General features: G+C 65.1%; 24 protein-coding genes. 13 read left to right on the top strand and 11 right to left on the bottom strand.

Annotated features, from left to right (window positions below):
• Entirely contained in the window at window positions 1-171 is a 171-nt protein-coding gene (locus AC4NN3_RS16855; RefSeq protein WP_491928248.1) for a hypothetical protein, read from the bottom strand.
• Between AC4NN3_RS16855 and AC4NN3_RS16860 the strand changes: the two genes are divergently transcribed.
• Window positions 155-1,126, top strand: coding sequence for a DUF2125 domain-containing protein (locus AC4NN3_RS16860; RefSeq protein ID WP_491928249.1), 972 nt, complete (start codon window positions 155-157; stop codon window positions 1,124-1,126). The genes AC4NN3_RS16855 and AC4NN3_RS16860 overlap by 17 nt on opposite strands.
• Here AC4NN3_RS16860 and AC4NN3_RS16865 read toward each other — a convergent pair.
• Both AC4NN3_RS16865 and AC4NN3_RS16870 read right to left on the bottom strand, forming a co-directional pair.
• Window positions 1,123-2,070, bottom strand: a complete 948-nt coding sequence (locus AC4NN3_RS16865) for a prephenate/arogenate dehydrogenase family protein (protein WP_491928250.1) — start codon at window positions 2,068-2,070, stop codon at window positions 1,123-1,125. The genes AC4NN3_RS16860 and AC4NN3_RS16865 overlap by 4 nt on opposite strands.
• Window positions 2,067-3,161 carry a pyridoxal phosphate-dependent aminotransferase gene (locus AC4NN3_RS16870; RefSeq protein ID WP_491928251.1) on the bottom strand — a complete coding sequence of 365 codons (1,095 nt, stop codon included), beginning with the start codon at window positions 3,159-3,161 and terminating at the stop codon, window positions 2,067-2,069. The genes AC4NN3_RS16865 and AC4NN3_RS16870 overlap by 4 nt, the downstream gene beginning before the upstream one ends.
• A gap of 53 nt (window positions 3,162-3,214) precedes the next feature.
• Between AC4NN3_RS16870 and AC4NN3_RS16875 the strand changes: the two genes are divergently transcribed.
• The 4 genes from AC4NN3_RS16875 (at window position 3,215) to fdxA (ending at window position 7,714) form a co-directional block, all read left to right on the top strand.
• Window positions 3,215-3,691 (top strand): hypothetical protein, encoded by a 477-nt coding sequence (locus AC4NN3_RS16875; protein ID WP_491928252.1) that lies wholly within the window; start codon window positions 3,215-3,217, stop codon window positions 3,689-3,691.
• 19 nt (window positions 3,692-3,710) lie between these two features.
• Complete coding sequence (locus tag AC4NN3_RS16880; RefSeq protein WP_491928253.1) at window positions 3,711-6,806, top strand: helicase-related protein; 3,096 nt, start codon at window positions 3,711-3,713, stop codon at window positions 6,804-6,806.
• Between the two features lie 3 nt (window positions 6,807-6,809).
• Window positions 6,810-7,223: an RNA-binding S4 domain-containing protein gene (locus tag AC4NN3_RS16885; protein ID WP_491928254.1), complete on the top strand. Its 414-nt coding sequence runs from the start codon at window positions 6,810-6,812 to the stop codon at window positions 7,221-7,223.
• 152 nt (window positions 7,224-7,375) lie between these two features.
• Window positions 7,376-7,714 carry a ferredoxin FdxA gene (fdxA, locus tag AC4NN3_RS16890; protein WP_491928255.1) on the top strand — a complete coding sequence of 113 codons (339 nt, stop codon included), beginning with the start codon at window positions 7,376-7,378 and terminating at the stop codon, window positions 7,712-7,714.
• Between the two features lie 103 nt (window positions 7,715-7,817).
• On the opposite strand, the gene AC4NN3_RS16895 is transcribed toward fdxA, so the two are convergent.
• Together AC4NN3_RS16895 and rpmB are read right to left on the bottom strand one after the other, a co-directional pair.
• Window positions 7,818-8,504 (bottom strand): queuosine precursor transporter, encoded by a 687-nt coding sequence (locus AC4NN3_RS16895; RefSeq protein WP_491928256.1) that lies wholly within the window; start codon window positions 8,502-8,504, stop codon window positions 7,818-7,820.
• A 126-nt stretch (window positions 8,505-8,630) separates the two neighbouring features.
• Window positions 8,631-8,915 (bottom strand): 50S ribosomal protein L28, encoded by a 285-nt coding sequence (gene rpmB, locus AC4NN3_RS16900; RefSeq protein WP_193334420.1) that lies wholly within the window; start codon window positions 8,913-8,915, stop codon window positions 8,631-8,633.
• A gap of 216 nt (window positions 8,916-9,131) precedes the next feature.
• Here rpmB and AC4NN3_RS16905 point away from each other — a divergent pair, with 216 nt between their 5' ends.
• Window positions 9,132-9,914 (top strand): DUF3108 domain-containing protein, encoded by a 783-nt coding sequence (locus AC4NN3_RS16905; protein ID WP_491928257.1) that lies wholly within the window; start codon window positions 9,132-9,134, stop codon window positions 9,912-9,914.
• A 390-nt stretch (window positions 9,915-10,304) separates the two neighbouring features.
• Here AC4NN3_RS16905 and AC4NN3_RS16910 read toward each other — a convergent pair whose 3' ends face one another.
• The gene (locus tag AC4NN3_RS16910; protein WP_491928258.1) at window positions 10,305-11,036 is read right to left on the bottom strand and encodes a class I SAM-dependent methyltransferase; all 732 of its coding nucleotides are present in this window, start codon (window positions 11,034-11,036) and stop codon (window positions 10,305-10,307) included.
• Between the two features lie 106 nt (window positions 11,037-11,142).
• Here AC4NN3_RS16910 and gloB point away from each other — a divergent pair, with 106 nt between their 5' ends.
• The 3 genes from gloB (at window position 11,143) to AC4NN3_RS16925 (ending at window position 13,263) form a co-directional block, all read left to right on the top strand.
• Window positions 11,143-11,910 (top strand): hydroxyacylglutathione hydrolase, encoded by a 768-nt coding sequence (gene gloB, locus AC4NN3_RS16915; protein ID WP_491928259.1) that lies wholly within the window; start codon window positions 11,143-11,145, stop codon window positions 11,908-11,910.
• A 246-nt stretch (window positions 11,911-12,156) separates the two neighbouring features.
• Window positions 12,157-12,420 carry a hypothetical protein gene (locus AC4NN3_RS16920; protein ID WP_491928260.1) on the top strand — a complete coding sequence of 88 codons (264 nt, stop codon included), beginning with the start codon at window positions 12,157-12,159 and terminating at the stop codon, window positions 12,418-12,420.
• A gap of 195 nt (window positions 12,421-12,615) precedes the next feature.
• Entirely contained in the window at window positions 12,616-13,263 is a 648-nt protein-coding gene (locus AC4NN3_RS16925; RefSeq protein WP_491928261.1) for a DUF4389 domain-containing protein, read from the top strand.
• 18 nt (window positions 13,264-13,281) lie between these two features.
• On the opposite strand, the gene AC4NN3_RS16930 is transcribed toward AC4NN3_RS16925, so the two are convergent.
• The 4 genes from AC4NN3_RS16930 to AC4NN3_RS16945 form a co-directional block, all read right to left on the bottom strand.
• Window positions 13,282-13,731, bottom strand: coding sequence for a hypothetical protein (locus AC4NN3_RS16930; RefSeq protein WP_491928262.1), 450 nt, complete (start codon window positions 13,729-13,731; stop codon window positions 13,282-13,284).
• 108 nt (window positions 13,732-13,839) lie between these two features.
• Entirely contained in the window at window positions 13,840-15,240 is a 1,401-nt protein-coding gene (fumC, locus tag AC4NN3_RS16935; protein WP_491928263.1) for a class II fumarate hydratase, read from the bottom strand.
• Between the two features lie 137 nt (window positions 15,241-15,377).
• On the bottom strand, window positions 15,378-15,557 hold the full coding sequence (gene rpmF / locus AC4NN3_RS16940; protein WP_193334412.1) for a 50S ribosomal protein L32: 180 nt from the start codon (window positions 15,555-15,557) through the stop codon (window positions 15,378-15,380).
• Between the two features lie 166 nt (window positions 15,558-15,723).
• Window positions 15,724-16,437, bottom strand: a complete 714-nt coding sequence (locus tag AC4NN3_RS16945; RefSeq protein ID WP_491928264.1) for a biosynthetic peptidoglycan transglycosylase — start codon at window positions 16,435-16,437, stop codon at window positions 15,724-15,726.
• Window positions 16,438-16,571: 134 nt separating this feature from the next.
• Between AC4NN3_RS16945 and AC4NN3_RS16950 the strand changes: the two genes are divergently transcribed.
• The 4 genes from AC4NN3_RS16950 (at window position 16,572) to AC4NN3_RS16965 (ending at window position 19,891) form a co-directional block, all read left to right on the top strand.
• Window positions 16,572-17,474 (top strand): polyprenyl synthetase family protein, encoded by a 903-nt coding sequence (locus AC4NN3_RS16950; protein WP_491928265.1) that lies wholly within the window; start codon window positions 16,572-16,574, stop codon window positions 17,472-17,474.
• A gap of 3 nt (window positions 17,475-17,477) precedes the next feature.
• Window positions 17,478-18,113, top strand: coding sequence for an MOSC domain-containing protein (locus tag AC4NN3_RS16955; protein WP_491928266.1), 636 nt, complete (start codon window positions 17,478-17,480; stop codon window positions 18,111-18,113).
• 22 nt (window positions 18,114-18,135) lie between these two features.
• Window positions 18,136-18,612, top strand: coding sequence for a YbaK/EbsC family protein (locus tag AC4NN3_RS16960; RefSeq protein WP_491928267.1), 477 nt, complete (start codon window positions 18,136-18,138; stop codon window positions 18,610-18,612).
• Between the two features lie 79 nt (window positions 18,613-18,691).
• Entirely contained in the window at window positions 18,692-19,891 is a 1,200-nt protein-coding gene (locus AC4NN3_RS16965; protein ID WP_491928268.1) for a GGDEF domain-containing protein, read from the top strand.
• Window positions 19,892-19,978: 87 nt separating this feature from the next.
• Here the strand turns inward: AC4NN3_RS16965 and ispG are convergent, their stop codons facing one another.
• Window positions 19,979-21,220 (bottom strand): flavodoxin-dependent (E)-4-hydroxy-3-methylbut-2-enyl-diphosphate synthase, encoded by a 1,242-nt coding sequence (gene ispG / locus AC4NN3_RS16970; protein WP_491928269.1) that lies wholly within the window; start codon window positions 21,218-21,220, stop codon window positions 19,979-19,981.
• Window positions 21,221-21,225: the final 5 nt, after the last annotated feature.

Genomic DNA, 21,225 nt, shown 5'->3' on the forward strand with positions numbered 1-21,225 from the left:
TCATTTCCCGACCCACACATAGGCAAACTTGCCGGCAAGCACCATTGCCGTGCTGCCATAACCGCCTTGCGCAACCCGCACGACCCGGTTTGCACCGGCCAGCACGGCGTCGGCCGATGGCGCTTTTCCGCCCTCGGCGCTAAGAATGCCAGCCATGAAGAAACGAATCATTATCCTGGGCATGGTTGTGCTCGCCGTTGTCGTGCTGTGGAGCGCTGCCTGGCTGGTGCTGTCCGGCATGGTCAGGCAGCAGATTGCGCTGCAGGCCGAGGCCGATGGAATCACATCGCCACAGCTGACCTGCGGCACGCTGACGGTCGGCGGCTTCCCCTTCCGCTTTGACGCCGATTGCAGCCAGGCCCGCATCGTCAGCGGCGATGCGGTGATCGAGCTGCCCGGCCTGCGCGCCAGCGTGCTGGTCTATGCGCCCACCCATCTGCTCGCCTCGGCTTTGGGCCCCATGCAGGTGACCGACACCTTTACCGGTTCGCGCAACCAGCTCGCCTGGTCGGCGCTGGCAGCCAGCATCCGGCTCGCCGACTGGCGCATCGCCCGCGCCTCGATATCTGGCAATGATCTGGTCTGGTCCGATACATTGCTGGGCAGCAGCACGATCGCCCAGGCCCCTTTGGCCGAACTGCACCTGTTCGACATTCCCGAACAGCATGACCCGGCTCGCCAGACCGCCGCCCTGGCGGGCTATCTCCGCGCAGCCGAGCTGGCCTATCCCGGCCTGACGCTGACCGACACCAATGCCGAGATCCAGCTCGAGCTGACCGGCCTGCCCGACGATGTGCGCAACTGGGGCACGCCGGACATGTTGCTGGCGCTGCAGGCGGCCAATGGCCAGCTCAATGTGGTCTCCATCCGCGGCACCGATGCCGATTCGACGCTCGACGCCAGCGGTACGCTGGCGCTCGATCCGGCGGGCCAGCTCGAGGGCCAGATCACCATCACCTCGACCGGCGTCGCCGAACGCATCGGCCCGCTGCTCGAAGAGCCCTGGCGCACCCTGGTGCTGGGCACACCAGGTCCCGATGGCAGCTTTGCCAATCAGCTCAATTTCCGCGCCGGCGGGATTTTCTCCGGCCTCGTGCCCATCGCGACGATCGGCCCGCTTTACTAGGCCTGTTCGTCGGATGGGGGCGCCGGTGGTGCCTCGTGTGGCCGGCCGAAATCGGCCGCTGCAGTTTCCTGGCCGGCCGAGATGATCGAGCGGCGGATGGCGCGGGTGCGGGTGAACATGGCTTCGAGCGCCGGTCCGTCGCCCGTACGCACGGCGCGCTGCAGTACCGACAGATCCTCGGTAAAACGCCCCAGCATTTCGAGCACCGCATCGCGATTGGTCAGGAACACGTCACGCCACATGACCGGGTCGGAGGCAGCAATGCGGGTGAAATCGCGGAAGCCCGAGGCCGAGAACTTGATCACTTCCGACTGCGTCGCAGCTTCAAGATCGGCCACCGTGCCCACGATATTGTAAGCCACCAGATGGGGAATATGGCTGGTAATGGCCAGCACCATGTCGTGGTGGCCCGGCTCCATGCATTCGACCTGGCTGCCCATGGCGCGCCAGAACGCGGCAAGCTTTTCCGTCTCGACCGCATCCACGTCGGGCCCCGGCGTCAGCACGCACCAGCGGCCGGCAAACAGTTCCGGAAAACCCGCCGACGGCCCCGAATGCTCGGTGCCGGCAATGGGATGGGCCGGGATGAGATGGACGCCGGCCGGAATATGCGGCGCCAGCACCTTGACCACATGACCCTTGACCGAGCCGACATCGGAGACGATGGCGCCGGATTCCAGAAAGGGCGCAATGGCCTTGATGACGCTCTCATAAGCGCCCACGGGGGTGCAGAGGATGACCAGGTCGGCGCCGCGCACCGCCTCGGCGGCGTCCAGTGTATAGATATCGCCCAGCCCCAGGTCGCGCGCCTCGTCCAGCGTTTCCTGCTTGCGCGTGGCGATAGCGATGACATCGACCAGGCCCTGCCGGCGGGCGGCCAGGGCAATCGAGGAGCCGATCAGGCCGATGCCGATCAGAGCGAGCTTGCGAAACTGGACACTCATGCGGTTTTGACCAATGCCTTGAGAATGCCGACCACGCCCACCATGGCCTGTTCGGAGCCGATAGAAATGCGCAAGCCATGGTCTATGCCATAGGAGGGCCCGATCTCGCGCACGATCAGCCCGCGTTCCATCAGCGCCGTAAAGGCCATGCGTGCATGCTCGGCATCGGGAAACAGCAGCATGACGAAATTGCCCTGGCTGGGCACGACATGGATGTGGTTGGAATCGAGTTCCTCGGTAATCCAGTCGCGCCACTGCGCATTATGCGCCTTGAGCCGGGCGGTGAATTCGGTGTCGCGCGTTGCCGCCGCCGCGGCCAGCTGGCCGGGCAGGTTGACATTGAACGGCCCGCGCACGCGGTTGATGACGTCGACCAGTTCGGGCGAGCCCACCAGCCAGCCGATGCGCGCCGCCGCCAGCCCCATCTTGGAGAAGGTGCGCACCATCACGACGTTTTTGGCCTCGGCCACCAGCGCCTGGCCGACGGCGAAATCCGCGGCCGTGACATATTCGGCATAGGCATTGTCGATGACCAGCAGGATGTCCGGGCGCAGGCCGGCATGCAGCCGGCGCACTTCCGCATCGCTGAGATAGGTGCCGGTGGGATTGTTCGGATTGGCCAGCCAGACGATCTTGGTGCGGGGCGTCACCGCCGCCAGCAGCAGGTCGACATCGGCCGTGTAATCGACCTCATCGACCATGACGATGCTGGCACCGGCTGCCTTGGTGATGATCGGATAGACCGAAAAACCGTAGCGGTTCATCACCGCCTCGTCGCCTGCGCCCAGATAGCACTGGGCGATCAGGTGCAGCAGGTCATCCGAGCCATTGCCGCAGACGATAAGGTCGGCATCCAGGCCATGCACTTCGGCCAGAGCCGTGCGCAGCAGGCGCGACGTGCCCTCGGGATAGATTTCGAGCTGGCTGGCCGCGGCGGCAAAGGCCTCGATGGCCTTGGGGCTGGCGCCCAAGGGCGATTCATTGGCCGAGAGCTTGACGGCCTTACTGCCGGCCGCGCCGGACTTGCCGGGCAGGTAGGGCGCAATATCGAGAATGCCGGGCTGCGGGATGGGTGCGCTATCGTCTGACATGATGCCATTTCTGGGCTGAAAAACCGCGCGGACCATAGTCAAACTACCCGGGCTTGGCAAAGCGCTTCTCGCTGATTGTACCCCTGCCCGGTGGCGCGGCGCGCCCCCTGCCGATTCCGCGACCGCTGTCCCGCAACAGGACGGTCAACCGGCTTTATCATGAACGTGCCGCGCCTGCCGCCAGCCGGACCGGGCAGGCAAACCACAAGGGCAAAGAAAAATGCGGGCCCGGCGCGTTAACTTTTCCGTCACATTCGCCGCTGGCGCCCGAAAATTCACGCTTTGTTAGGGAAGCTGAACGGATCTGCCGCTTTTTGGGCGGCGATGACAACCGGATGAACCCGCTTGTGCCTGGCGCGGGCAGCAACCCACCACAGCTAGCCGTGAACGAACCGGGATTCTGCGCCGCACGCCGATTCGGTGCTGTTTCGTTCGCGCCCTGTTCTGTTCCCGAACGCCATGGCAAAAAGGTCGCAATGACTGTCCTTTCTTGGGACAATGAAGGCACCCACTCGCAACTGTCGCGATGACGCCCTACATTGACGCCAAATGACCTTTGCGCCCGCCCAATCCGTCAAGGCGATCCTTGGCCCCACCAATACCGGCAAGACCTACTTTGCCATCGAGCGCATGCTGGCCCATCCCACCGGGATGATCGGCCTGCCGCTGCGTTTGCTGGCCCGCGAGGTCTATCAGCGCTGCGTCGAACGGGTCGGTGAACAGGCCGTCGCGCTGATCACCGGCGAAGAGCGCATCGTGCCGGCCAAGCCGCGCTACTGGGTCTGCACGGTCGAGGCCATGCCCACCGATATCCGCGTCGATTGCCTGGCCATCGACGAGATCCAGACCGCCACCGATTTCGACCGCGGCCATGTCTTTACCGACCGCATCCTGCATGCCCGCGGCCTGCACGAGACGCTGCTGCTGGGCGCCGCCACCATGGCGCCGGTGATCCGCAAGCTGCTGCCTGATGCCCAGATCATCGATCGCCCGCGTTTCAGCCAGCTGGTCTATGCCGGCTCCAGAAAAATTTCGCGCCAGCCGCCCCGCTCGGCCATCGTCGCCTTTTCCGGCCGCCAGGTTTACGCCATTGCCGAGCTGATCCGGCGCGAGCGCGGCGGCGCGGCGGTAGTGATGGGGGCGCTCAGCCCGCGCACCCGCAATGCCCAGGTCGAACTCTACCAGAATGGCGACGTCGATTTCCTCGTCGCCACCGACGCCATCGGCATGGGCCTCAACCTCGATATCCACCACGTCGCCTTCGCCGATGACAGCAAGTTCGACGGCCGCACCAGCCGCCCGCTGACCCCCGCCGAGCTCGGCCAGATCGCCGGCCGCGCCGGTCGCCATGCCCGCAACGGCACCTTTGGGGTCACCGCCGGGACCGAGGGATTCGACGAGGAAATGGTGATTGCGCTCGAAACCCACGATTTCGAGCCCATCAAAGTGCTGCAATGGCGCAACAACCGGCTGGATTATTCATCCATCCCGGCTTTGCTCAACAGCCTCGAAATAAGTTCGGACAGCCGCACGCTGACCCGCGTGCCCATCGCCACCGATCAGCGCGCGCTCGAATTTGTCGCCCGCAATGAGGCCGGCAAACTGGCCCGCGGCCTCGATGGCGCCCGACTTTTGTGGGAATGCTGCCAAATCCCTGATTATCAGGGCATTTCGCCGGCCAATCACGGCGAAATCGTTACCCATATTTACGCTGATCTGGTCAAGCGTGGTAAGGTGGACGCAGACTGGATTGCCGAGCAGGTCCGCTTTTGCGACAATGCCAGCGGCGACATCGATACTTTGAGCAACCGGATCAAGCAGATTCGGACATGGACCTTCGTCGCCAACCGCAAAAACTGGCTTGCAGACCCTTCACATTGGCGCGAAAAGACCCGAGACATTGAAGACCGGCTGAGTGATGCGCTGCACGAGCGCCTGACCCAGCGCTTCGTCGACCGGCGCACCAGCGTGTTGCTTCGTCACCTGAAAGACAAACGTATGGCATCTCCCGAGATCAATGAGCGTGGCGAAGTACGGCTGGAAGGCCATCTCATCGGCACGCTTGAAGGCTTCCGCTTTACCCTGGCCCGCAACGACGGCGATGCCGACATCAAGAATCTGCGCTCCGCCGCCGATCAGGTGGTCGCGCCGGAAATCCATCACCGGGCCGAACGCCTGGCGGGGGCGCCCAATGAGGAATTCGTGCTGGCCACCGATGGCCGCATGCGCTGGAAGGGCGACATCGTCGCCGAGCTGATCGAGGGCGATACGCTTTACCGGCCCCGCATCCTGATTCTAGCGGACGAGACGCTGACCGGCACCGACCTCGAACGCGTGCAGGATCGGTTGAGCCTGTGGCTGCGCCATCACGTCAACACCATTCTCGAACCAGTCATGGCGCTCGAAGCCCCACCCGATCTCGATGGCGCCGCGCGCGGCATCGGGTTCCAGCTCTTCGAGCATCTCGGGCTCATCCCGCGCAGCCAGGTGGCTGACGAGGTGAAGAACCTCGACCAGGACGTGCGCGGCAGGATGCGCAAGCTTGGCATCAAGTTCGGCGCCTACCACATCTACCTGCCGCTCTCGCTCAAGCCCGCCCCGCGCGAACTGGCGCTCATCCTGTTTGCGCTCAAGCATGGCGGCGTGCGCCAGCCCGGCGTCACCGACATTCCCCATATCGTGCTGAGCGGCCGCACCAGCTTTGTCGTCGATCCCGAAGTCGACACCAGGCTCTATGAGATTGCCGGCTTCAAAGTGGCCGGCAAGCGCGCCGTCCGCGTCGATATTCTCGAGCGCCTGGCCGACATCATCCGCCCGTTGATCGCGCTCGATCCCACGCGGCACCAGGGCGAACTGCCCGCCGGCGCCGCCGAAGGCAATGGCTTCCGCGTTACCGTGGAAATGACCTCGCTGCTGGGCTGTTCGGGCGAAGACTTCGCCTCGATCCTCAATTCGCTGGGCTATCGCGTCAAGCGCACGCTCAAGACCGTGGTGCCAGCACCCGTTGAACCCGCTGCGCCGACCCCGGCCGAGGCCAGCGCCGAAGCGCCCGCGCTTGAAGAATCGCTGAGCGAAGCACCGGCCACGATCGATGCCGCCGACGAGGCGCCGATCGACGCCATTGTCGCGCCAGCGACACCGGCTGAAGCCATGGCCATGCCCGATACCACCATTGTCGAAGCCTCGCCTGCAACCGAGGCGACGTCGGGCCAGACCGCAGCAGCCGAACCGGCCGCCCCTGCCGTGCCCGAATATGACGAGATCTGGTCGCCCAGCGGCAAGCGCCCCGAGGCCAGGCGGCATGACGGCCGTCGTCGCCCCGAAGGCGAGGCAGCGGCCAAGCGTCCCGAGCGCAATCATCGCCCCACCGCCCCGCGCCGTCCCGAGGGCGAGGTGCAGGACCTGACCAAGGCCCAGCATCTCAACCCCAAGCCGGCCAATACCCGCCCCGCCAATACCCGACCCGCCAATGCGCGGCCGGCCAAGCCCGATGCCCGTCCGCACGGCGAAAACCGCCGCCCGGACAGCCAGAAGGGTGAGCAGGCCAGGTTCCAGCAGCCGCGTGAGGAAAAGCGCGAAAAGGCTTTCGATCCCGATAGCCCCTTCGCCAAGCTGGCCGCCCTGCGCGACGGCAAGGCAAACTAGCAATTGGCAGGGCTTGTCGAGCCCGCCGCCCGCAAGGAGCGGCTCGACAAGTTCCTGTTCTTTGCGCGCGCCATCAAATCGCGCACGCTGGCGCAGAAATACATTGAATCGGGCGCCGTTCGGGTCAATTCCGAACGCACCATCCGCAGCGACCTCAAGGTCGGCGCCGGCGATGTGCTGACCATGGCGCTGCATGAACGCATCCTGGTCTGGCGCATCCTCGATCCGGGCACCCGCCGCGGCCCTGCCAGCGAGGCCCAGACCCTTTACGAGGACCTCTCGCCCCCATCCCTGCCCCGGGCCGAGCGATCCCCCTATGAGGCCGCCATCGCCCCGCGTGACGACGGCGCGGGCCGGCCGACCAAGAAGGAACGCCGGGACACCGACCGTTTTCGCGGTGGGGATGACGAGCACTGACAAATTATGTCTACTGCGCCCTCCCTTGCGCCAAACCCTGCCCCCGGCCAGCCTTGCAGCGCCCGGAGAAAAAGTTTAGCAACGAAGCCGTTGAGACCTGCCGCGCCGCGCCAACCGCGCTGGCCCGCCTTCTGTTCGGGATGCCCGCCTAGATGACCTATATCGTCACCGACAACTGCATTGCCTGCAAGTACACCGATTGCGTGGAAGTCTGTCCGGTGGACTGCTTCTATGAGGGTGAGAACATGCTGGTGATCCACCCCGACGAGTGCATCGACTGTGGCGTCTGCGAACCAGAATGCCCGGCCGAGGCCATCAAGCCCGATACCGAGAGCGGGCTCGACCACTGGCTCGAGATCAATACGAAATTTGCCTCGCTCTGGCCCAACCTGACCGAGCGGCGCGATCCGCTGCCCGAGGCCAAGGAAAAGGACGGCGAGGACGGCAAGTTCGAGAAATACTTCTCCGAGGCGCCCGGCGAAGGCGACTGAGACCTTTCGGCTGCCGCGCCCCACTGCATTGCCCAAAGCCTGAAGACAAAAACCCGACATCTGCCTGAGGCCGATGTCGGGTTTTCAGTCTGTACTTCTGCGCCTAGGCGCGGGCGCCCAGCGGCGGCAGCGGCCGGATACTGCCCATCAGCAGACGATAGGGCGCCAGCAAGAGCAGCGCGGCCAGGAACTTGACCAGGAAATCGCCGCTGGCCAGCGAGGTCCAGAGCGGCACCTCGGGGCCCAGGCCCAGCCAGGGCGCCGGAAAGCCCAGCGACCCATCGGCCAGGCCGAACAGCGCGTCGATCCCCGCCAGCGCCGGCGCGAAGGCCACGGAAAAGAAAATGGCGGTATCGATGAGCGAGCCGAACAGTGAGCCGATCAGGGGGGGCAGGTACCAGGCCCGGGCCGCGCGCAACCGCGAGAAGACGGCAATGTCGAGCAACTGGCCGATCAGGAACGCCGTGGCAGAGGCCATGGCAATGCGCTGCGTGGTCGCCGGACCGCCTTCGGGGTTCCAGGGCAACGGCTGCACGCTCAGATAGAGCGAGACGGCCAGACCCACGGCAAAGCCGACCAGCACGACCAGGCGGGCCATGCGGGGACCGTCAAACCGGTTGGTGAGATCGGTGATCAGAAAGGCAAAGGGGAAGGTGAAGGCGCCCCAGGTCAACAGGTCGGCCAGATTGACCGGGCCGAGCTGGGCCTGCAGCGGATAGAGCACCAGGATATTGGAGGCCGCGACAACCACGACCATGGCGGCAATAGCCGCCAGCAAGCGAGCTAGCATAACAATGCACCTCTAAAAACCCGCCAACCGGCAAAAGACCGGGGCGGAATGCGCCGAGATTGGCACAAAAGAAAAACCGCGTGGAGCTGAACCCCACGCGGTCAATTCGTCACAAGGACAACAAGCTTACGCAGCCAGAGCGGCGCGCACTTCCTTCTTGATGCCCTGGGCCAGCGTCGACAGCGTGTCGTCGCTCTGCTTGAGCAGGAAAGCATCGAGCCCGCCGCGGTGTTCAACCGAACGCAGGGCATAGGCGGTGATGCGCAGCTTGACGGGGCGGTTGAGCGCCTCCGAGATCAGCGTCACGTTCACCAGGTTCGGAAGGAACCGACGACGGGTACGATTGAGAGCGTGCGAAACGTTGTTGCCAACCAAAACGCCCTTGCCGGTAAGTTCACAGCGCCGTGCCATGGTCATCTATCCTGTTGCAAAAGGCCGCTGGTGCAGGGATCATGCCCCGCATTGGGCCTGTAGTGTCTGAAATCTGAGGGCTCTTTAGAGAATATGGGAGGGCCCGTCAAGACAAAGGCCGCCTCAATCCGGCGCGAGCGGCTTGCAGAGGGCCACGGCAGACGGCACTTTCAAAGCTTATCCCGATTCGCCACCCCTTTGCAGAGACGCCCGATCTTGACCCAGCCCCGTTTCGCCGTTCTCGCCGCACTGGCGCTATTCGCCTGCCCGCCTGCGGCCGCGGCCGAGACCGATGCCAGCGCCGGCTATGTGCTGACCCTGGGCGGCATCAACATCGCCACCATGAATGTCGACCTGCGCGATGACGGCGCCCGCTTCGGCCTTGATCTCTCGGCCAATGTGGCCGGGCTCGGCGCGGTGGTTGCCAGTGGCACCGCCAAGGCCAACGCCTCAGGCAGCTCGACCGGTAGCCGGCTGGCCGCCCAGGCCTTTACCCTGCAGACCCGCGCCAATGGCGAGACCTTTGACATCGACGTCACCTTTGCCGGTGGCGATGTCGGCTCCTTCAAGGTCGAGCCGCCCATCATCGACAATTATGACCGGGTGCCGCTCGAGCGCAAGCATCTGACAGGCGTCAGCGATTTCCTCTCCGCCTTCGTGCTCAAGGGCACCGCGCTGGACAAGAGCCTGTGCGACCGCGAGGTCGGCGTCTTTACCGGCGTCGAGCGCTTCAACATTGTCATGCGCTATGCCGGGGATGACAATGCCACCTCGGCCCGCACCGGCTATCAGGGGCCGGTCGTGCTGTGTTCGGTGGACTACAACCCGGTCTCGGGCCATTTCACCAGTTCCGAGATCACCAATTACCTGGCCGACAGCGACCGCATCATCGTCTGGTACGCCCCGCTGGGGACAACGGGCTACTTCATCCCCTATCGCGTGCTGCTCGGCACCAATATGGGCGATCTGTCCATGGTCTTGACCGGCATGCGCTTTTAGCGCGCCCGTCCCGCTCCGGGACGGTCAATCACTGTTTCGCTAATTTTGTCGATTTTTGCGCCCGGCCTGCCTGACTGCGCCGGTTAACGCCCGCGCTGCGACACCATTTGTGTCAGCAAGCTTGTCGCAACACCTGCCCGTTTTGGCCCAATCTTCATCCTTTGGTCACCAGTATGAACGGGTAATGAGCCGGGTTTGCTCAAGCAGGGCCGTCCCCCAGCCGACTAGTGCCTGCTGCGCCTCTGGCCCACCACATGCAGCCGTGAACAAAGCGGCATTCCGCGCAAAGCGCGATTCGCCCTCTGTTCGTTCTCGCTTTGGTTCAAGCCTGAAGCAAGCCGGCCCGGGCGGCGGCAAACTGTGCCGGAGCGGGACGCTCCCAGGGCGGTATCAGCCCTGCCGCGCCGTGGCGGCGCTCATGCCCGGCACCCGGACGAATCGCTCCTCGCGCTTGCGCCGGGGCACGGCCGGAAAGGCCTGCTTGCGGGCGCGCACGCAGATCACCCCGCTCATGGCCGGCCCGAACAGCCGCCCGACCCGCTCGAAGACCCGGGTGGATTTGAGCACCAGTGGATGCTGGAAGGGCGGCAGGAACAGCCCGTCGCGCCAGGCCAGCGGCACGAAGCTGTGGTCGCGCAGCAGCTTGTCGAGCTGGCTGCCGGAATAGGGATTGCCCTGCCCGAACGGGGTATTGTCGCGCTGCGCCCAGATCCCGCGCCGCCGCGGCACGACCAGGATCACCTCGCCATTGGGCGCGGTGATGCGCCAGAGCTCGCGCATCAGCTCCTCGGCATCGGCAACATGCTCCATGGCATGGATGGCAATGGTCAGGTCGATGGCGGCATCGGTCAGCGGCATGTCGAGCGGATCGCATAGCACCGTATGCGACGGCCCCTCGCGCGGCCAGGCCGAGGCCCCCTGCCGCGCCGGCATCAAGGCCAGCACCCGCTCGGCCTTGCCCAGGGCAAATCGCAGATAGGGCGTGGCAAAGCCCAGCCCCAGGACGCGCTTGCCGCTGACATCCTCGGCCAAAGCCACCACCTGCTCGCGCACCAGCGCCCGGCAGATCCGGCCCAGCGGCGAACGATAAAAGGCAATCAGGCGGTGCACGTCAGCGGTCATGGCGCCAACTCTGCCGGTTTCACCACGACTTGTCTAATCGCTGGTTGTCATCGCCACCGCTCATGCCTAGTTTTGCGCCAACAGGTTTGGCAGTTGGAGTAGGGCAATGGCGGCAATTATCGAGGTCTTTGGCGCGCGGGAGGATAATTTTGGCTATCTGGTGCATGACGAGGCCACCGGCCGCACCGCCTCCATCGATGCCCCCGAGGCCGAGGCCATCAAGGCGGCGCTGGCTCGCCGCGGCTGGGACCTGACCGACATCTTCATCACCCACCACCATATCGACCATGTCGAAGCCATTGCCGAACTCAAGGGCGAGTTCGACGCCCGCGTCGTCGGCCCGCGCGCCGAGGCCGACAAGATCGATGGTCTCGACGTACTGGTGAGCGGCGGCGATACCGTGACGCTGGGCGAAACCAGCTTCGATATCTATGACACGCCGGGCCATACGCTGGGCCACATCGTCTTTCACGATCCGGTCGGGCAAAGCCTGTTCAGCGCCGATGCGCTGTTCTCGCTCGGCGTCGGCCGCATGTTCGAGGGCACGCCCGGCCCGATGTGGGAAGGCGTCAAGGCGCTGCGCGCGCTGCCCGACGACACGCTGGTCTATTGCGGCCACGAATATACCGCCAGCAATGCCCGGTTCGCCCTCTCCATCGACCCCGGCAACCTGGCGCTGCAGCGTCGGGCGGCCGAGGTGACCGCCCTGCGCGCCGCCGACCAGCCGACCATTCCCTTCCGCCTGGGCGAGGACAAGGCGGCCAACCCTTTCCTGCGCGCCGACGCGCCCGAACTGGCGGCCCATTATGGCCTTACCGGCGCCGACCCCGCTGCGGTGTTCGCCGCCATCCGCAAGGGCAAGGACAGCTTCTAACGGCGGTAAGCCAACAGCATTTGAGACCATGTGATCGGCGCCCTGCAGGGCGCCGATTGTCGTTTGCGCCTACGGCACGACCACCGGTCACGTCACTTTGATGTTAACTATGTCCGGTTTTCCCATCCAAACTCCTTAACAAATCGTTACCATCTGGCACAGCGTTTGCTCCGAAAGGAGCATAAGGCCAGTTTTCGTGTTTCATTATGAGACAGTCTGGCCCGTTTCGAGACAAACGAGGCGAAGATGGCCGATACTGAAACACCTTTGGAAATGCCGGCACCCGGACTCCCCGTGCTGACCGAACCGGCCCGCCCCCGCCCCTCGCTGGCCCGCAGCCAGGCCGGCGCTGCCTTTGTCAGCCAGTTGCTGGCCGCCCGCGCCAATCTGCAACCCCAGCGCCTGCGCCGCCGGGGCAGCAATGAGGGTGCCATCGGCGCCTATGCCGACAGCGCCCGCGTCGCTGTCAAGCGCATGCCGGCGGGCTTTCGCAAGACGGTGGTGGCGTGAACTGAACGTGGCGGCGGGCAGGTATGGACCGCCTGTGCCACGCCACGATCCAGCGGCCTTGGGCCGTCATGGCTGACGGTGCCAATTGCCATCGTTGCAGCCATAGCGGGGCCCTAATGGGGCTTGATCTGCGTCAAGGACCGGCATCCTCGCCCTGCTAGGGTCGCGCAGTTCACATCAAGCACGAGACCTTAAATGGCCGACATCTCGTCTCCCGCCCCCACCGCGGTTCGCCTGGAAATCGACTATCCCGGGTCGATGGATCGGCTGTCCAGCTTCTTCCGGCCGATCTGGGCCATTCCGATCCTGGTCATCCTCGGCCTGCTGTCGGGCGCCAGTACCAGCCGTTATGTCAATGAAGCGGGTCGGGTCATCGAAACCAGCGCCGGCGGCATCACCGCCGGCCTGTTCGCCGCCACACTGCTGATGCTGCTGTTCCGGCAACGCTATCCGCGCTGGTGGTTTGACTTTGCCCTCGAACTGGGGCGCTTCGGCGCGCGCGTCACCAGCTATCTGCTGCTGCTGACCGACCGCTACCCCTCCACCACCGAGACGCAGTCAGTCCACCTCGATGTCGCCTATCCGGATGCCGAACGCGATCTCAACCGCTGGCTGCCACTGGTCAAATGGCTGCTGGCTTTGCCCCACTATCTCGTGCTGATTGTGCTGGCCGCAGCGGTCGTGCTGGTCACCATCATTGCCTGGTTCGCCATTCTGCTGACCGGGACCTATCCGCGCGGCCTGTTCGACTTCGTCGTCGGTGTCGGGCGCTGGGCAGTGCGGGTCTGGGCCTATGCCTTCCTGCTCGCCACCGATGACTATCCGCCCTTCAGCCTGCAGTAGCGCCAGCGCGGGACGCCGCTAGTTCATCGTCACATCGCGCCCGGCGCTGGTGATCGAGACGGTGAACCCGGCGACCACGTCGATCAATGCCATCACCATGAGCAGGAAGAAGACCGAGCTGGCGGCGGCGCCGGCCAGCAGGAATTCGATGAGGAAGGCGACGAACAGCACCATCGAGAGCATGTGCTCGAGGATGGAATTGCGCCCGCTATTGGTCGATTTCACCACTTCGAAGAACAGCATGATAATGCCGATGACGAGCAGGAAATCGCCTGCGGTAATCGCCCAGGGCGTGCCCGAAACCATGGGAATGAGGAACAGGCCCTGGCTCCAGCCGAGCGGCGAGCCACCATAGAACAGAAACGCGATGATGTTGTAGAGCACGAAGGGCACGACCAGCAGCGGCGGGATGAAGCGCCCGGTCTGGCGCGGCGCGCGGTGGGTCGGCATCATCACGGTTTCGGTCATGGTATTGGCTCCGGTTGCGCGCCTCACCATGCCAGAGGCGCGTGACGGCGTGAAGGGAGCAACGCGGGCCTGCCCCGCCCGTTCCGGCAAAGCAGGCCCGCGTCAGGCTTACGGCTTGAGCTTGAGCGGGCCGACCATCTGCTCGGGCTTGACCTCGGCGTCGAACTCTTCGCCGGTCAGCAGGCCCAGGGCGATAGCCTCCTCGCGCAGCGTCGTGCCGTTCTTGTGCGCCGTCTTGGCGATCTTGGCGGCATTGTCGTAGCCGATTCTGCGGTTGAGCGCGGTCACCAGCATCAGCGACTTGTCGACCAGCTCCTGGATGCGGGCGCGATCGGGCGCGATGCCGACGGCGCAATGGTCGTTGAACGACTTGGCCGCATCGGCCAGCAGGCGCACCGACTGCAGATAGTTGTAGGCGATGACCGGCTTGAACACGTTGAGTTCGAAATTGCCCTGGCTGGCGGCAAAACCGATGGCCGCGTCATTGCCCATCACCTGGGCGACGACCATGGTCATGGCTTCCGACTGAGTCGGATTGACCTTGCCCGGCATGATCGAGCTGCCCGGCTCGTTTTCCGGAATGGTGATCTCGCCCAGGCCAGAGCGCGGGCCCGAAGCCAGCCAGCGCACGTCATTGGCGATCTTCATGAAGGCCACGGCCAGCTGCTTGAGCGCCCCCGAGGAGCCGACAAAGGCGTCGTGCCCGGCCAGCAGGGCAAACTTGTTGGGGCCGGTGACGAAGTCGCGGCCGGTCAGCGTGGCGATTTCCTTGGCCACGGCCACGGCATAATCGGGATGGGCATTGAGCCCGGTGCCGACGGCCGTGCCGCCCAGCGCCAGCTCCTTGAGCTGGGGCAGCGTCGCCTTGATATTGGCCAGCGCATAATCGATCTGCGCCACCCAGCCGGAAATCTCCTGGCCCAAGGTCAGGGGCGTCGCGTCCTGCAAATGGGTGCGGCCGATCTTGACCACATCCATATAGGTCTCGGCCTTTTCCGCCAGCGTGTCGCGCAGCAGCGCGACACGCTCGAACAGATAGCCCTCGATCGCTTCGACCGCGGCGATATGCATGGCCGTGGGATAGGTGTCGTTGGATGACTGGCTCATATTGACGTGGTCATTGGGGTGCACGGGCTTTTTGGAGCCCATGGTGCCGCCGGCCATTTCGATGCCGCGGTTGGAGATCACCTCGTTGACATTCATGTTGGACTGCGTGCCCGAGCCGGTCTGCCACACCACCAGCGGGAAATGGGACGCCAGCTTGCCGGCAATCACCTCGTCGGCCGCTGCGACGATCAGGTCGCGCGTCGTGGCGTCGAGCAGGCCGAGCTTGAAATTGGCCAGCGCCGCCGCTTTCTTCAGAATGCCGAAGGCGGTGATGATCTCGACCGGCATCTTTTCGCCGCCAATGTCGAAATTGGCCAGGCTGCGCGCGGTCTGGGCGCCGTAATACTTGTCGGCCGGCACATTGATGGTGCCCATGGTGTCCGATTCAACGCGCGTCGTCATGGCAATCTCCGGGATTGTGCTGCTCCAGATTGCGGCAGGCAGAAGGAGCGGCAAGGCAAAGAAAAACGGCCGACCCCGTTACAGGATCGGCCGCTTGCATATCAGAAGGGAGCGCATGGCGCTGCCAGACTCAAGAACTACTTCTTGACTTCAAAAACCTGGCGACCGCGATACATGCCGGTCTTGAGGTCGACGTGATGCGGACGACGCAGCTCGCCCGAATCCTTGTCTTCGACATAGGTGGGGGCGGACAGAGCGTCGTGCGAACGGCGGAAGCCGCGCTTCATCGGCGAGGTCTTGCGTTTTGGCACTGCCATGATCGGTACTCCGAATTCAATATCGTTGCGCCGCCAGAGCGGCCCAGAGACGTAGCTCTGAAGGGGTTGACCGGCTCTATAGAGCAACTCCGGCGCCTTGGCTAGGGGGTTGTTGGCGAGTCTGGCAGACAAAACCGACAGGTGTCCAAAGCCCCGTGCCGCCTCTCTATAGCGCCAGCCTGCCGCCCTCGCCAACGCAATCGGCCCTGGCGCCGAATTCGCGCGCCCGGGCCTCGATAATGCCGGCAATGCGCACCATGCCGGCCGACGGACGGCCGGGCTGGCGCAGCATTGGGTTGGGCAAGGCGGTGACCAGGAGGCTGGCTATGCGCCAGTCCAGATTCTGCGGTTCGATGCCGAAGGCGCGCTCTGCCCCGGCCGCCACGCCGAACTGCCCCTCCGGGCCCCATTCGGCGATGTTGAGGTAGATTTCCATTATCCGCCGCTTGGGCAGCACCAGGTCGATATAGAAGGCCAGCGGCACTTCGAGCGCCTTGCGGACGACGCTCTGCCCGTTCCACAGAAAGAGGTTACGCGCCACCTGCATGGTAATGGTGGAGGCGCCGCGCGCGTCCTCGCCGGCCATGAAGCGGGTGACCTCGCCGCGCAGCGCGCCGACATCGACCCCCCAGTGGCGGCAGAACTGCCCGTCTTCCGACAGGATCACCGCCGCCTTGAGGCGGTCGGAAATATCGCCGATATCGCGCCACTGCCGCTCCATCGGTTGATTGGTCACCAGCCGCGCCAGCATGGGCACCGATACCGGCTGCACCACCAGATAGAGCGGCGTCAGCAGCGCCGGAATGGCCACAACCAGAAGAAGGACCATGCCCAGATTGCGCGCCAGCGCCAGCGGGCCTTTGAATTTGCGTCGTGCCATGGTTTTCCTTAGCCATCCGGGCGCCGCGACGAAAGCCGCAACTGGCCGCCGCCGCCACTTGCCCACATGCCGCGGGGGTGTCGGCGCTGCACAGGTGGCTTGCCGCCCCGCCACCAAACCGGCTAGCAACAGGCATGTATGATTTTTCTGCCGACATGACCGATTGTGCCCAGGCTGTCGAGCTGGCTCTGGCCGAGCGCCTCAGCACCGCCGCGCTCTCCGGCCCCGGCCCGGTGGCCGAGCGGCTGGTGGCAGCCATGCGCCATGGCAGCCTCGAAGGCGGCAAGCGCCTGCGGCCGCTGCTGCTGCGCCAGGCCGCCGCCATTTTCAACCTGCCACCCGAGCGGGCCCTGATGGCCGGTCTCGCCGTGGAAATAGTGCACTGCTACTCGCTGATCCACGATGACCTGCCGGCGATGGATGATGACGACCTGCGCCGGGGCCGCCCCACGGTGCACAAGGCATATGACGAGGCCACCGCCATCCTGGCCGGCGACGCGCTGCTGACCGAGGCCTTTGCCCTGCTGGCCGATCCGCAATGCCATCCCGATCCGGCGGTGCGCATCGCCCTGGTCACCGAACTGGCCCGGGGCTCGGGCGGCGGCGGCATGGTGGGCGGCCAGATGCGCGACATCGAGGGCGAGCAGGGTGGCTTTTCCGGCGACGCCATCGCCACCATGCAGGCCATGAAGACCGGCGCGCTGATCCGCGCCAGCGTCCGCATGGGCGCCATTCTGGGCGGCGCCGATGCGCGTGTGCTGGCGGTGCTTACCGCCTATGCCGAGGCGGCGGGACGTGCCTTCCAGCTGGCCGACGATATCCTCGATGTAACCGCCTCGGCCGCGACCATGGGAAAGGCCACCGGCAAGGATGCAGCACTGGGCAAGCAGACCCTGGTCACCGCGCTGGGTGTCGACGGCGCGCGACGGCACCTGAACGATACGGTGGCCACCGCGTTGTCCGCCTTGCGCACCTTCGGCGCCAAGGCGGACGGCCTGCGCGCCACCGCCCGTTACTTTGCCAGCCGGGAGAACTGACAATTGGCCATTCTGCTCAGCATCAATATCGGCCAGCCTCAGCCCATTCCCGGCAAGGCGGCCCAGACCGGCATCTACAAGCGTCCCACGGACGGCGAGGTCACCGTCACGCGCGAGGGGCTGGAGGGCGACGCCATCCTCGACCGCCGTCACCATGGCGGCAAGGACCAGGCGGTCTATCTCTACTTCAAGGACGATTATGACTGGTGGAGCAAGGAACTGGGCAGCGAACTGGAGCCCGGCACCTTTGGCGACAACCTCACCATTGGCGGCGTCGAGGGCCGCAACGTGGCGATTGGCGACCACTTCATCATCGATGAGGTGGTGCTCGAAGTGACCTCCCACCGAACCCCCTGCATGGTGTTTGCCGCCCGCATGGGCGACCCCAAATTCGTCAGACGCTTCCACCAGGCCGGCCGGCCCGGCGCCTATTGCCGGGTGCTCAAGCCGGGCGCCTTTCACGCCGGCGAGCCGGTGCGGCTCGAGCCCTTTGCCGGCGAGCGCATCACCGTGGCCGAGCTGATGGCGCTCGATGGCGTGCGCGAGATCGAGCCCGATTTCATGCGCCGGGCCCTCACCACGCCGCTGCACTACAAGACCCGCGAAGACTACCAGGATCGCCTCGCCCGCCTGTTCTGAAAGCGTCACCGAAAGCACCCCCATGAGCCTGCAATCCGTTCAAGCCGATCTGGCTGCCCGCGCCCCTGACCTGGTGGTGGAAGTCACCCCCGATTCCACCGCCACCGTGCAGACGGCAGCCATCGTGCATGGCGTTGAACCCGGCCAGATCGCCAAGACCCTGTGCATCCGCGTCGGTGGCGAGGTGCTGCTGCTGGTGACCCGCGGCGATGCCCGGCTCGACAACCAGAAATCCAAGGCGGCCTTTGGCGGTCGCCCCCGCATGCTGGGCGCCGAGGAGGTCGAGCAGTTGACCAGCCATCAGGTCGGCGGGGTATGCCCCTTCGGCCTGCCTTCTGCCTTGCCCATTCATCTTGATGTCTCACTCAAGGTCTATGACGTGGTGATTCCGGCCGGGGGCGATACCCATGCTTCGGTACGCCTCAGCGTCGAGCGGCTGGCCGCCCTGTGCGGCAATCGATGGGTCGATGCCTGCCAACCGCCACAAGCCACTGACTAATTTACCACTCGGCAACCACCAGCCCTTAAGCTCCGCCGTTAGATAAACGTGTTCGGCCCGGCGCCAGGAAGACTACAGCTTGAACGCGACGACCGAACACGACTATGTCCGCCTGCAGGAAATGCCGGACGAGCCCTATGAGCGCCAGCTGGCGCAGGGTTTTGCCCGGCTGCGCTTCGAGCCGGCGCTGGAAGCCGAATACCGCGCCGCCTTTGCGCAGGAACAGCGCCGCCCCGCCTTGATCTTTGGCGGCGTCGCGCTGACCATCTGGGCCGGCTTTGCCGGTTTCGACCTGGTGCGCCTCGATGTGCTGAACCAGGGCGTCCCCAGCGCCGACCTCTGGGTATTGCTGTGCTCCCGCTGGGCCGCCCTGTTCGCCATCGCCGCCTTCTATGCCAGCCCCTTGCGCACCCGCGCCCGGCTGGAGCCCGCCGCCTTCGCAATCTATTCCCTCATGGCCCTGGTGGCCGCGATGAATGCGATGATCTACAAGACGCATGGCATGCCGGCCGCCGAATCGGCCCTGGTCATTGTCGTCATGGCCCCGTTCCTGCCCATCGGCATGACTTTTTATCGCGCCCTCATCGCCTCCTTCGTGCCGGTCGTGGTGGTCGCCATTGCCGGCGCTATCCTCATGCAGGGCAACACTATCCTTGGCCTGCCCGGCATGATCTTCGTGCTGACCCTGGCCATACCCGTGGGCGCCATTGGCGGCTATGTGCGCGAACTGGCGCATCGCCGCCAGTTTCTGCTCACGGCCATGCTGTCGCGCCAGGCCCAGTTCGATCCGCTGACCAACCTGGCCAATCGCCGCCTGTTCCAGCGCCATGCCGAGGCTGCCATCGCCCATGCCGCCCGCCACGGCGAGACCGTGGTGCTGGCCATGCTCGATATCGACCATTTCAAGCACTTCAATGACCGCTGCGGCCACGCCGCCGGCGATCAGGCACTGCGCCGGGTCGCCGATGCCATTGCCAGCGTCGCCCGCCGGCCCATGGACATGGCCACGCGCCTGGGCGGCGAGGAATTTGCCCTGCTGCTGCACGGCAGCGACATGCGCAGCGCTACCCCGGTCCTGGAAGCCCTGCGGGCACAGATTTCGGCCCTGGTGGTTCCCCTGGGCACGCCGCCGCTGACCATCAGCATCGGCGCCACCAGCCCGGTGGGCAAGGAAGGCCTCAGCGAGGTCTATGAGCGCGCCGACCGCCTGCTTTACGCCGCCAAATCCAATGGCCGCGATCGCCTTGCCACCGACGTGTTGCTGCAGGCCACGGGCTGATCTAGCCCAGTTGCCCCATGAACTTGAGCGCGCTCAGCACGATGATCAGCATGGCAAACCAGAACAGCCGGCGTTGATTGCGCTCGTTCATTCGGCCGCGTTCTGCCGGCCGGTGCCGAACTTGGCTTCGATATAGTCCGCCACCATCACCTTGAACTGCTCGGCCACGTCCGCGCCACGCAGGGTGGCGACCTTCTGGCCATCGACAAAGACCGGCGCCGCCGGGCTTTCGCCCGTGCCGGGCAGGGAAATGCCGATATTGGCATGCTTGCTCTCGCCCGGCCCGTTGACGATGCAGCCCATCACCGCCACCGACAGGGTTTCCGCCCCCGGATAGCGTTCCTTCCATTCCGGCATCGAGCTCGAGAGATGGTCTTCGATATCGCGCGCCAGGGTCTGGAAGGTGCTCGAGGTGGTGCGGCCGCAACCGGGGCACGCGGCGACCACCGGCACGAACTGCCGAAAGCCCATGGTCTGCAGCAGTTCCTGCGCCACCTTGACCTCGGTGGTGCGGTCGCCGCCCGGCTCGGGCGTCAGGGAAATGCGGATCGTGTCGCCAATGCCCTGCTGCAGCAGAATGCCCAAAGCGGCCGACGAGGCCACGACGCCCTTGGTGCCCATGCCCGCCTCGGTGAGGCCCAGATGGAGCGCATAGTCGCAGCGCGCCGCCAGGTCCTGATAGACCGCGATCAGGTGCTGCACATCGCTTACCTTGGTGGACAGGATGATCTTGTCGCGCGCCATGCCGAGCTCTTCCGCACGGGTCGCCGACAAGAGTGCCGACTGGATGATCGCCTCGCGCTGCACGGCCGCCGCACCCAGGGGGCTCCCGGCCGCGGCATTCTCGTCCATCAGCCTTGTCAGCAATTCCTCGTCGAGCGAGCCCCAATTGACCCCGATGCGGACCGGCTTGTTGTAGCGATTGGCAATCTCGATCAGCGTCGAGAACTGCGTATCGCGCTTGGCCTTGAAGCCGACATTGCCCGGATTGATGCGGTATTTGGCCAGGGCCTCGGCACAGGCGGGGTGATCGGTCAGCAGCTTGTGGCCGATATAGTGGAAATCGCCCACCAGCGGCACATCGTAACCCAGCACGGCGAGGCGATCGCGGATGATCGGCACGGCCGCGGCCGATTCGTCACGATCGACGGTAATGCGGACGATTTCCGAACCCGCCCGCGCCAAGGCCATCACCTGGCGCACCGTCGCATCAATATCGGCGGTATCGGTATTGGTCATCGACTGCACCACGATGGGTGCACCGCCGCCCACCAGCACGCCGCCGACATTCACACCCACCGCCTGCCTGCGCATTGCCGGACCAGCCATCAAAC

This window comes from Devosia sp. MDV22-iso42 (assembly GCF_058629155.1).

Bases quoted from the DNA above. Each gene is read 5' to 3' on its own strand.
- AC4NN3_RS16860 (WP_491928249.1), top strand. From the start codon at position 155: ATGAAGAAACGAATCATTATCCTGGGCATGGTTGTGCTCGCCGTTGTC.
- AC4NN3_RS16855 (WP_491928248.1), bottom strand. From the start codon at position 171: ATGATTCGTTTCTTCATGGCTGGCATTCTTAGCGCCGAGGGCGGAAAA.
- AC4NN3_RS16865 (WP_491928250.1), bottom strand. From the start codon at position 2,070: ATGAGTGTCCAGTTTCGCAAGCTCGCTCTGATCGGCATCGGCCTGATC.
- AC4NN3_RS16870 (WP_491928251.1), bottom strand. From the start codon at position 3,161: ATGTCAGACGATAGCGCACCCATCCCGCAGCCCGGCATTCTCGATATT.
- AC4NN3_RS16880 (WP_491928253.1), top strand. From the start codon at position 3,711: ATGACCTTTGCGCCCGCCCAATCCGTCAAGGCGATCCTTGGCCCCACC.
- fdxA (WP_491928255.1), top strand. From the start codon at position 7,376: ATGACCTATATCGTCACCGACAACTGCATTGCCTGCAAGTACACCGAT.
- AC4NN3_RS16895 (WP_491928256.1), bottom strand. From the start codon at position 8,504: ATGCTAGCTCGCTTGCTGGCGGCTATTGCCGCCATGGTCGTGGTTGTC.
- rpmB (WP_193334420.1), bottom strand. From the start codon at position 8,915: ATGGCACGGCGCTGTGAACTTACCGGCAAGGGCGTTTTGGTTGGCAAC.
- AC4NN3_RS16910 (WP_491928258.1), bottom strand. From the start codon at position 11,036: ATGACCGCTGACGTGCACCGCCTGATTGCCTTTTATCGTTCGCCGCTG.
- gloB (WP_491928259.1), top strand. From the start codon at position 11,143: ATGGCGGCAATTATCGAGGTCTTTGGCGCGCGGGAGGATAATTTTGGC.
- AC4NN3_RS16920 (WP_491928260.1), top strand. From the start codon at position 12,157: ATGGCCGATACTGAAACACCTTTGGAAATGCCGGCACCCGGACTCCCC.
- AC4NN3_RS16925 (WP_491928261.1), top strand. From the start codon at position 12,616: ATGGCCGACATCTCGTCTCCCGCCCCCACCGCGGTTCGCCTGGAAATC.
- AC4NN3_RS16930 (WP_491928262.1), bottom strand. From the start codon at position 13,731: ATGACCGAAACCGTGATGATGCCGACCCACCGCGCGCCGCGCCAGACC.
- fumC (WP_491928263.1), bottom strand. From the start codon at position 15,240: ATGACGACGCGCGTTGAATCGGACACCATGGGCACCATCAATGTGCCG.
- rpmF (WP_193334412.1), bottom strand. From the start codon at position 15,557: ATGGCAGTGCCAAAACGCAAGACCTCGCCGATGAAGCGCGGCTTCCGC.
- AC4NN3_RS16945 (WP_491928264.1), bottom strand. From the start codon at position 16,437: ATGGCACGACGCAAATTCAAAGGCCCGCTGGCGCTGGCGCGCAATCTG.
- AC4NN3_RS16950 (WP_491928265.1), top strand. From the start codon at position 16,572: ATGTATGATTTTTCTGCCGACATGACCGATTGTGCCCAGGCTGTCGAG.
- AC4NN3_RS16960 (WP_491928267.1), top strand. From the start codon at position 18,136: ATGAGCCTGCAATCCGTTCAAGCCGATCTGGCTGCCCGCGCCCCTGAC.
- ispG (WP_491928269.1), bottom strand. From the start codon at position 21,220: ATGGCTGGTCCGGCAATGCGCAGGCAGGCGGTGGGTGTGAATGTCGGC.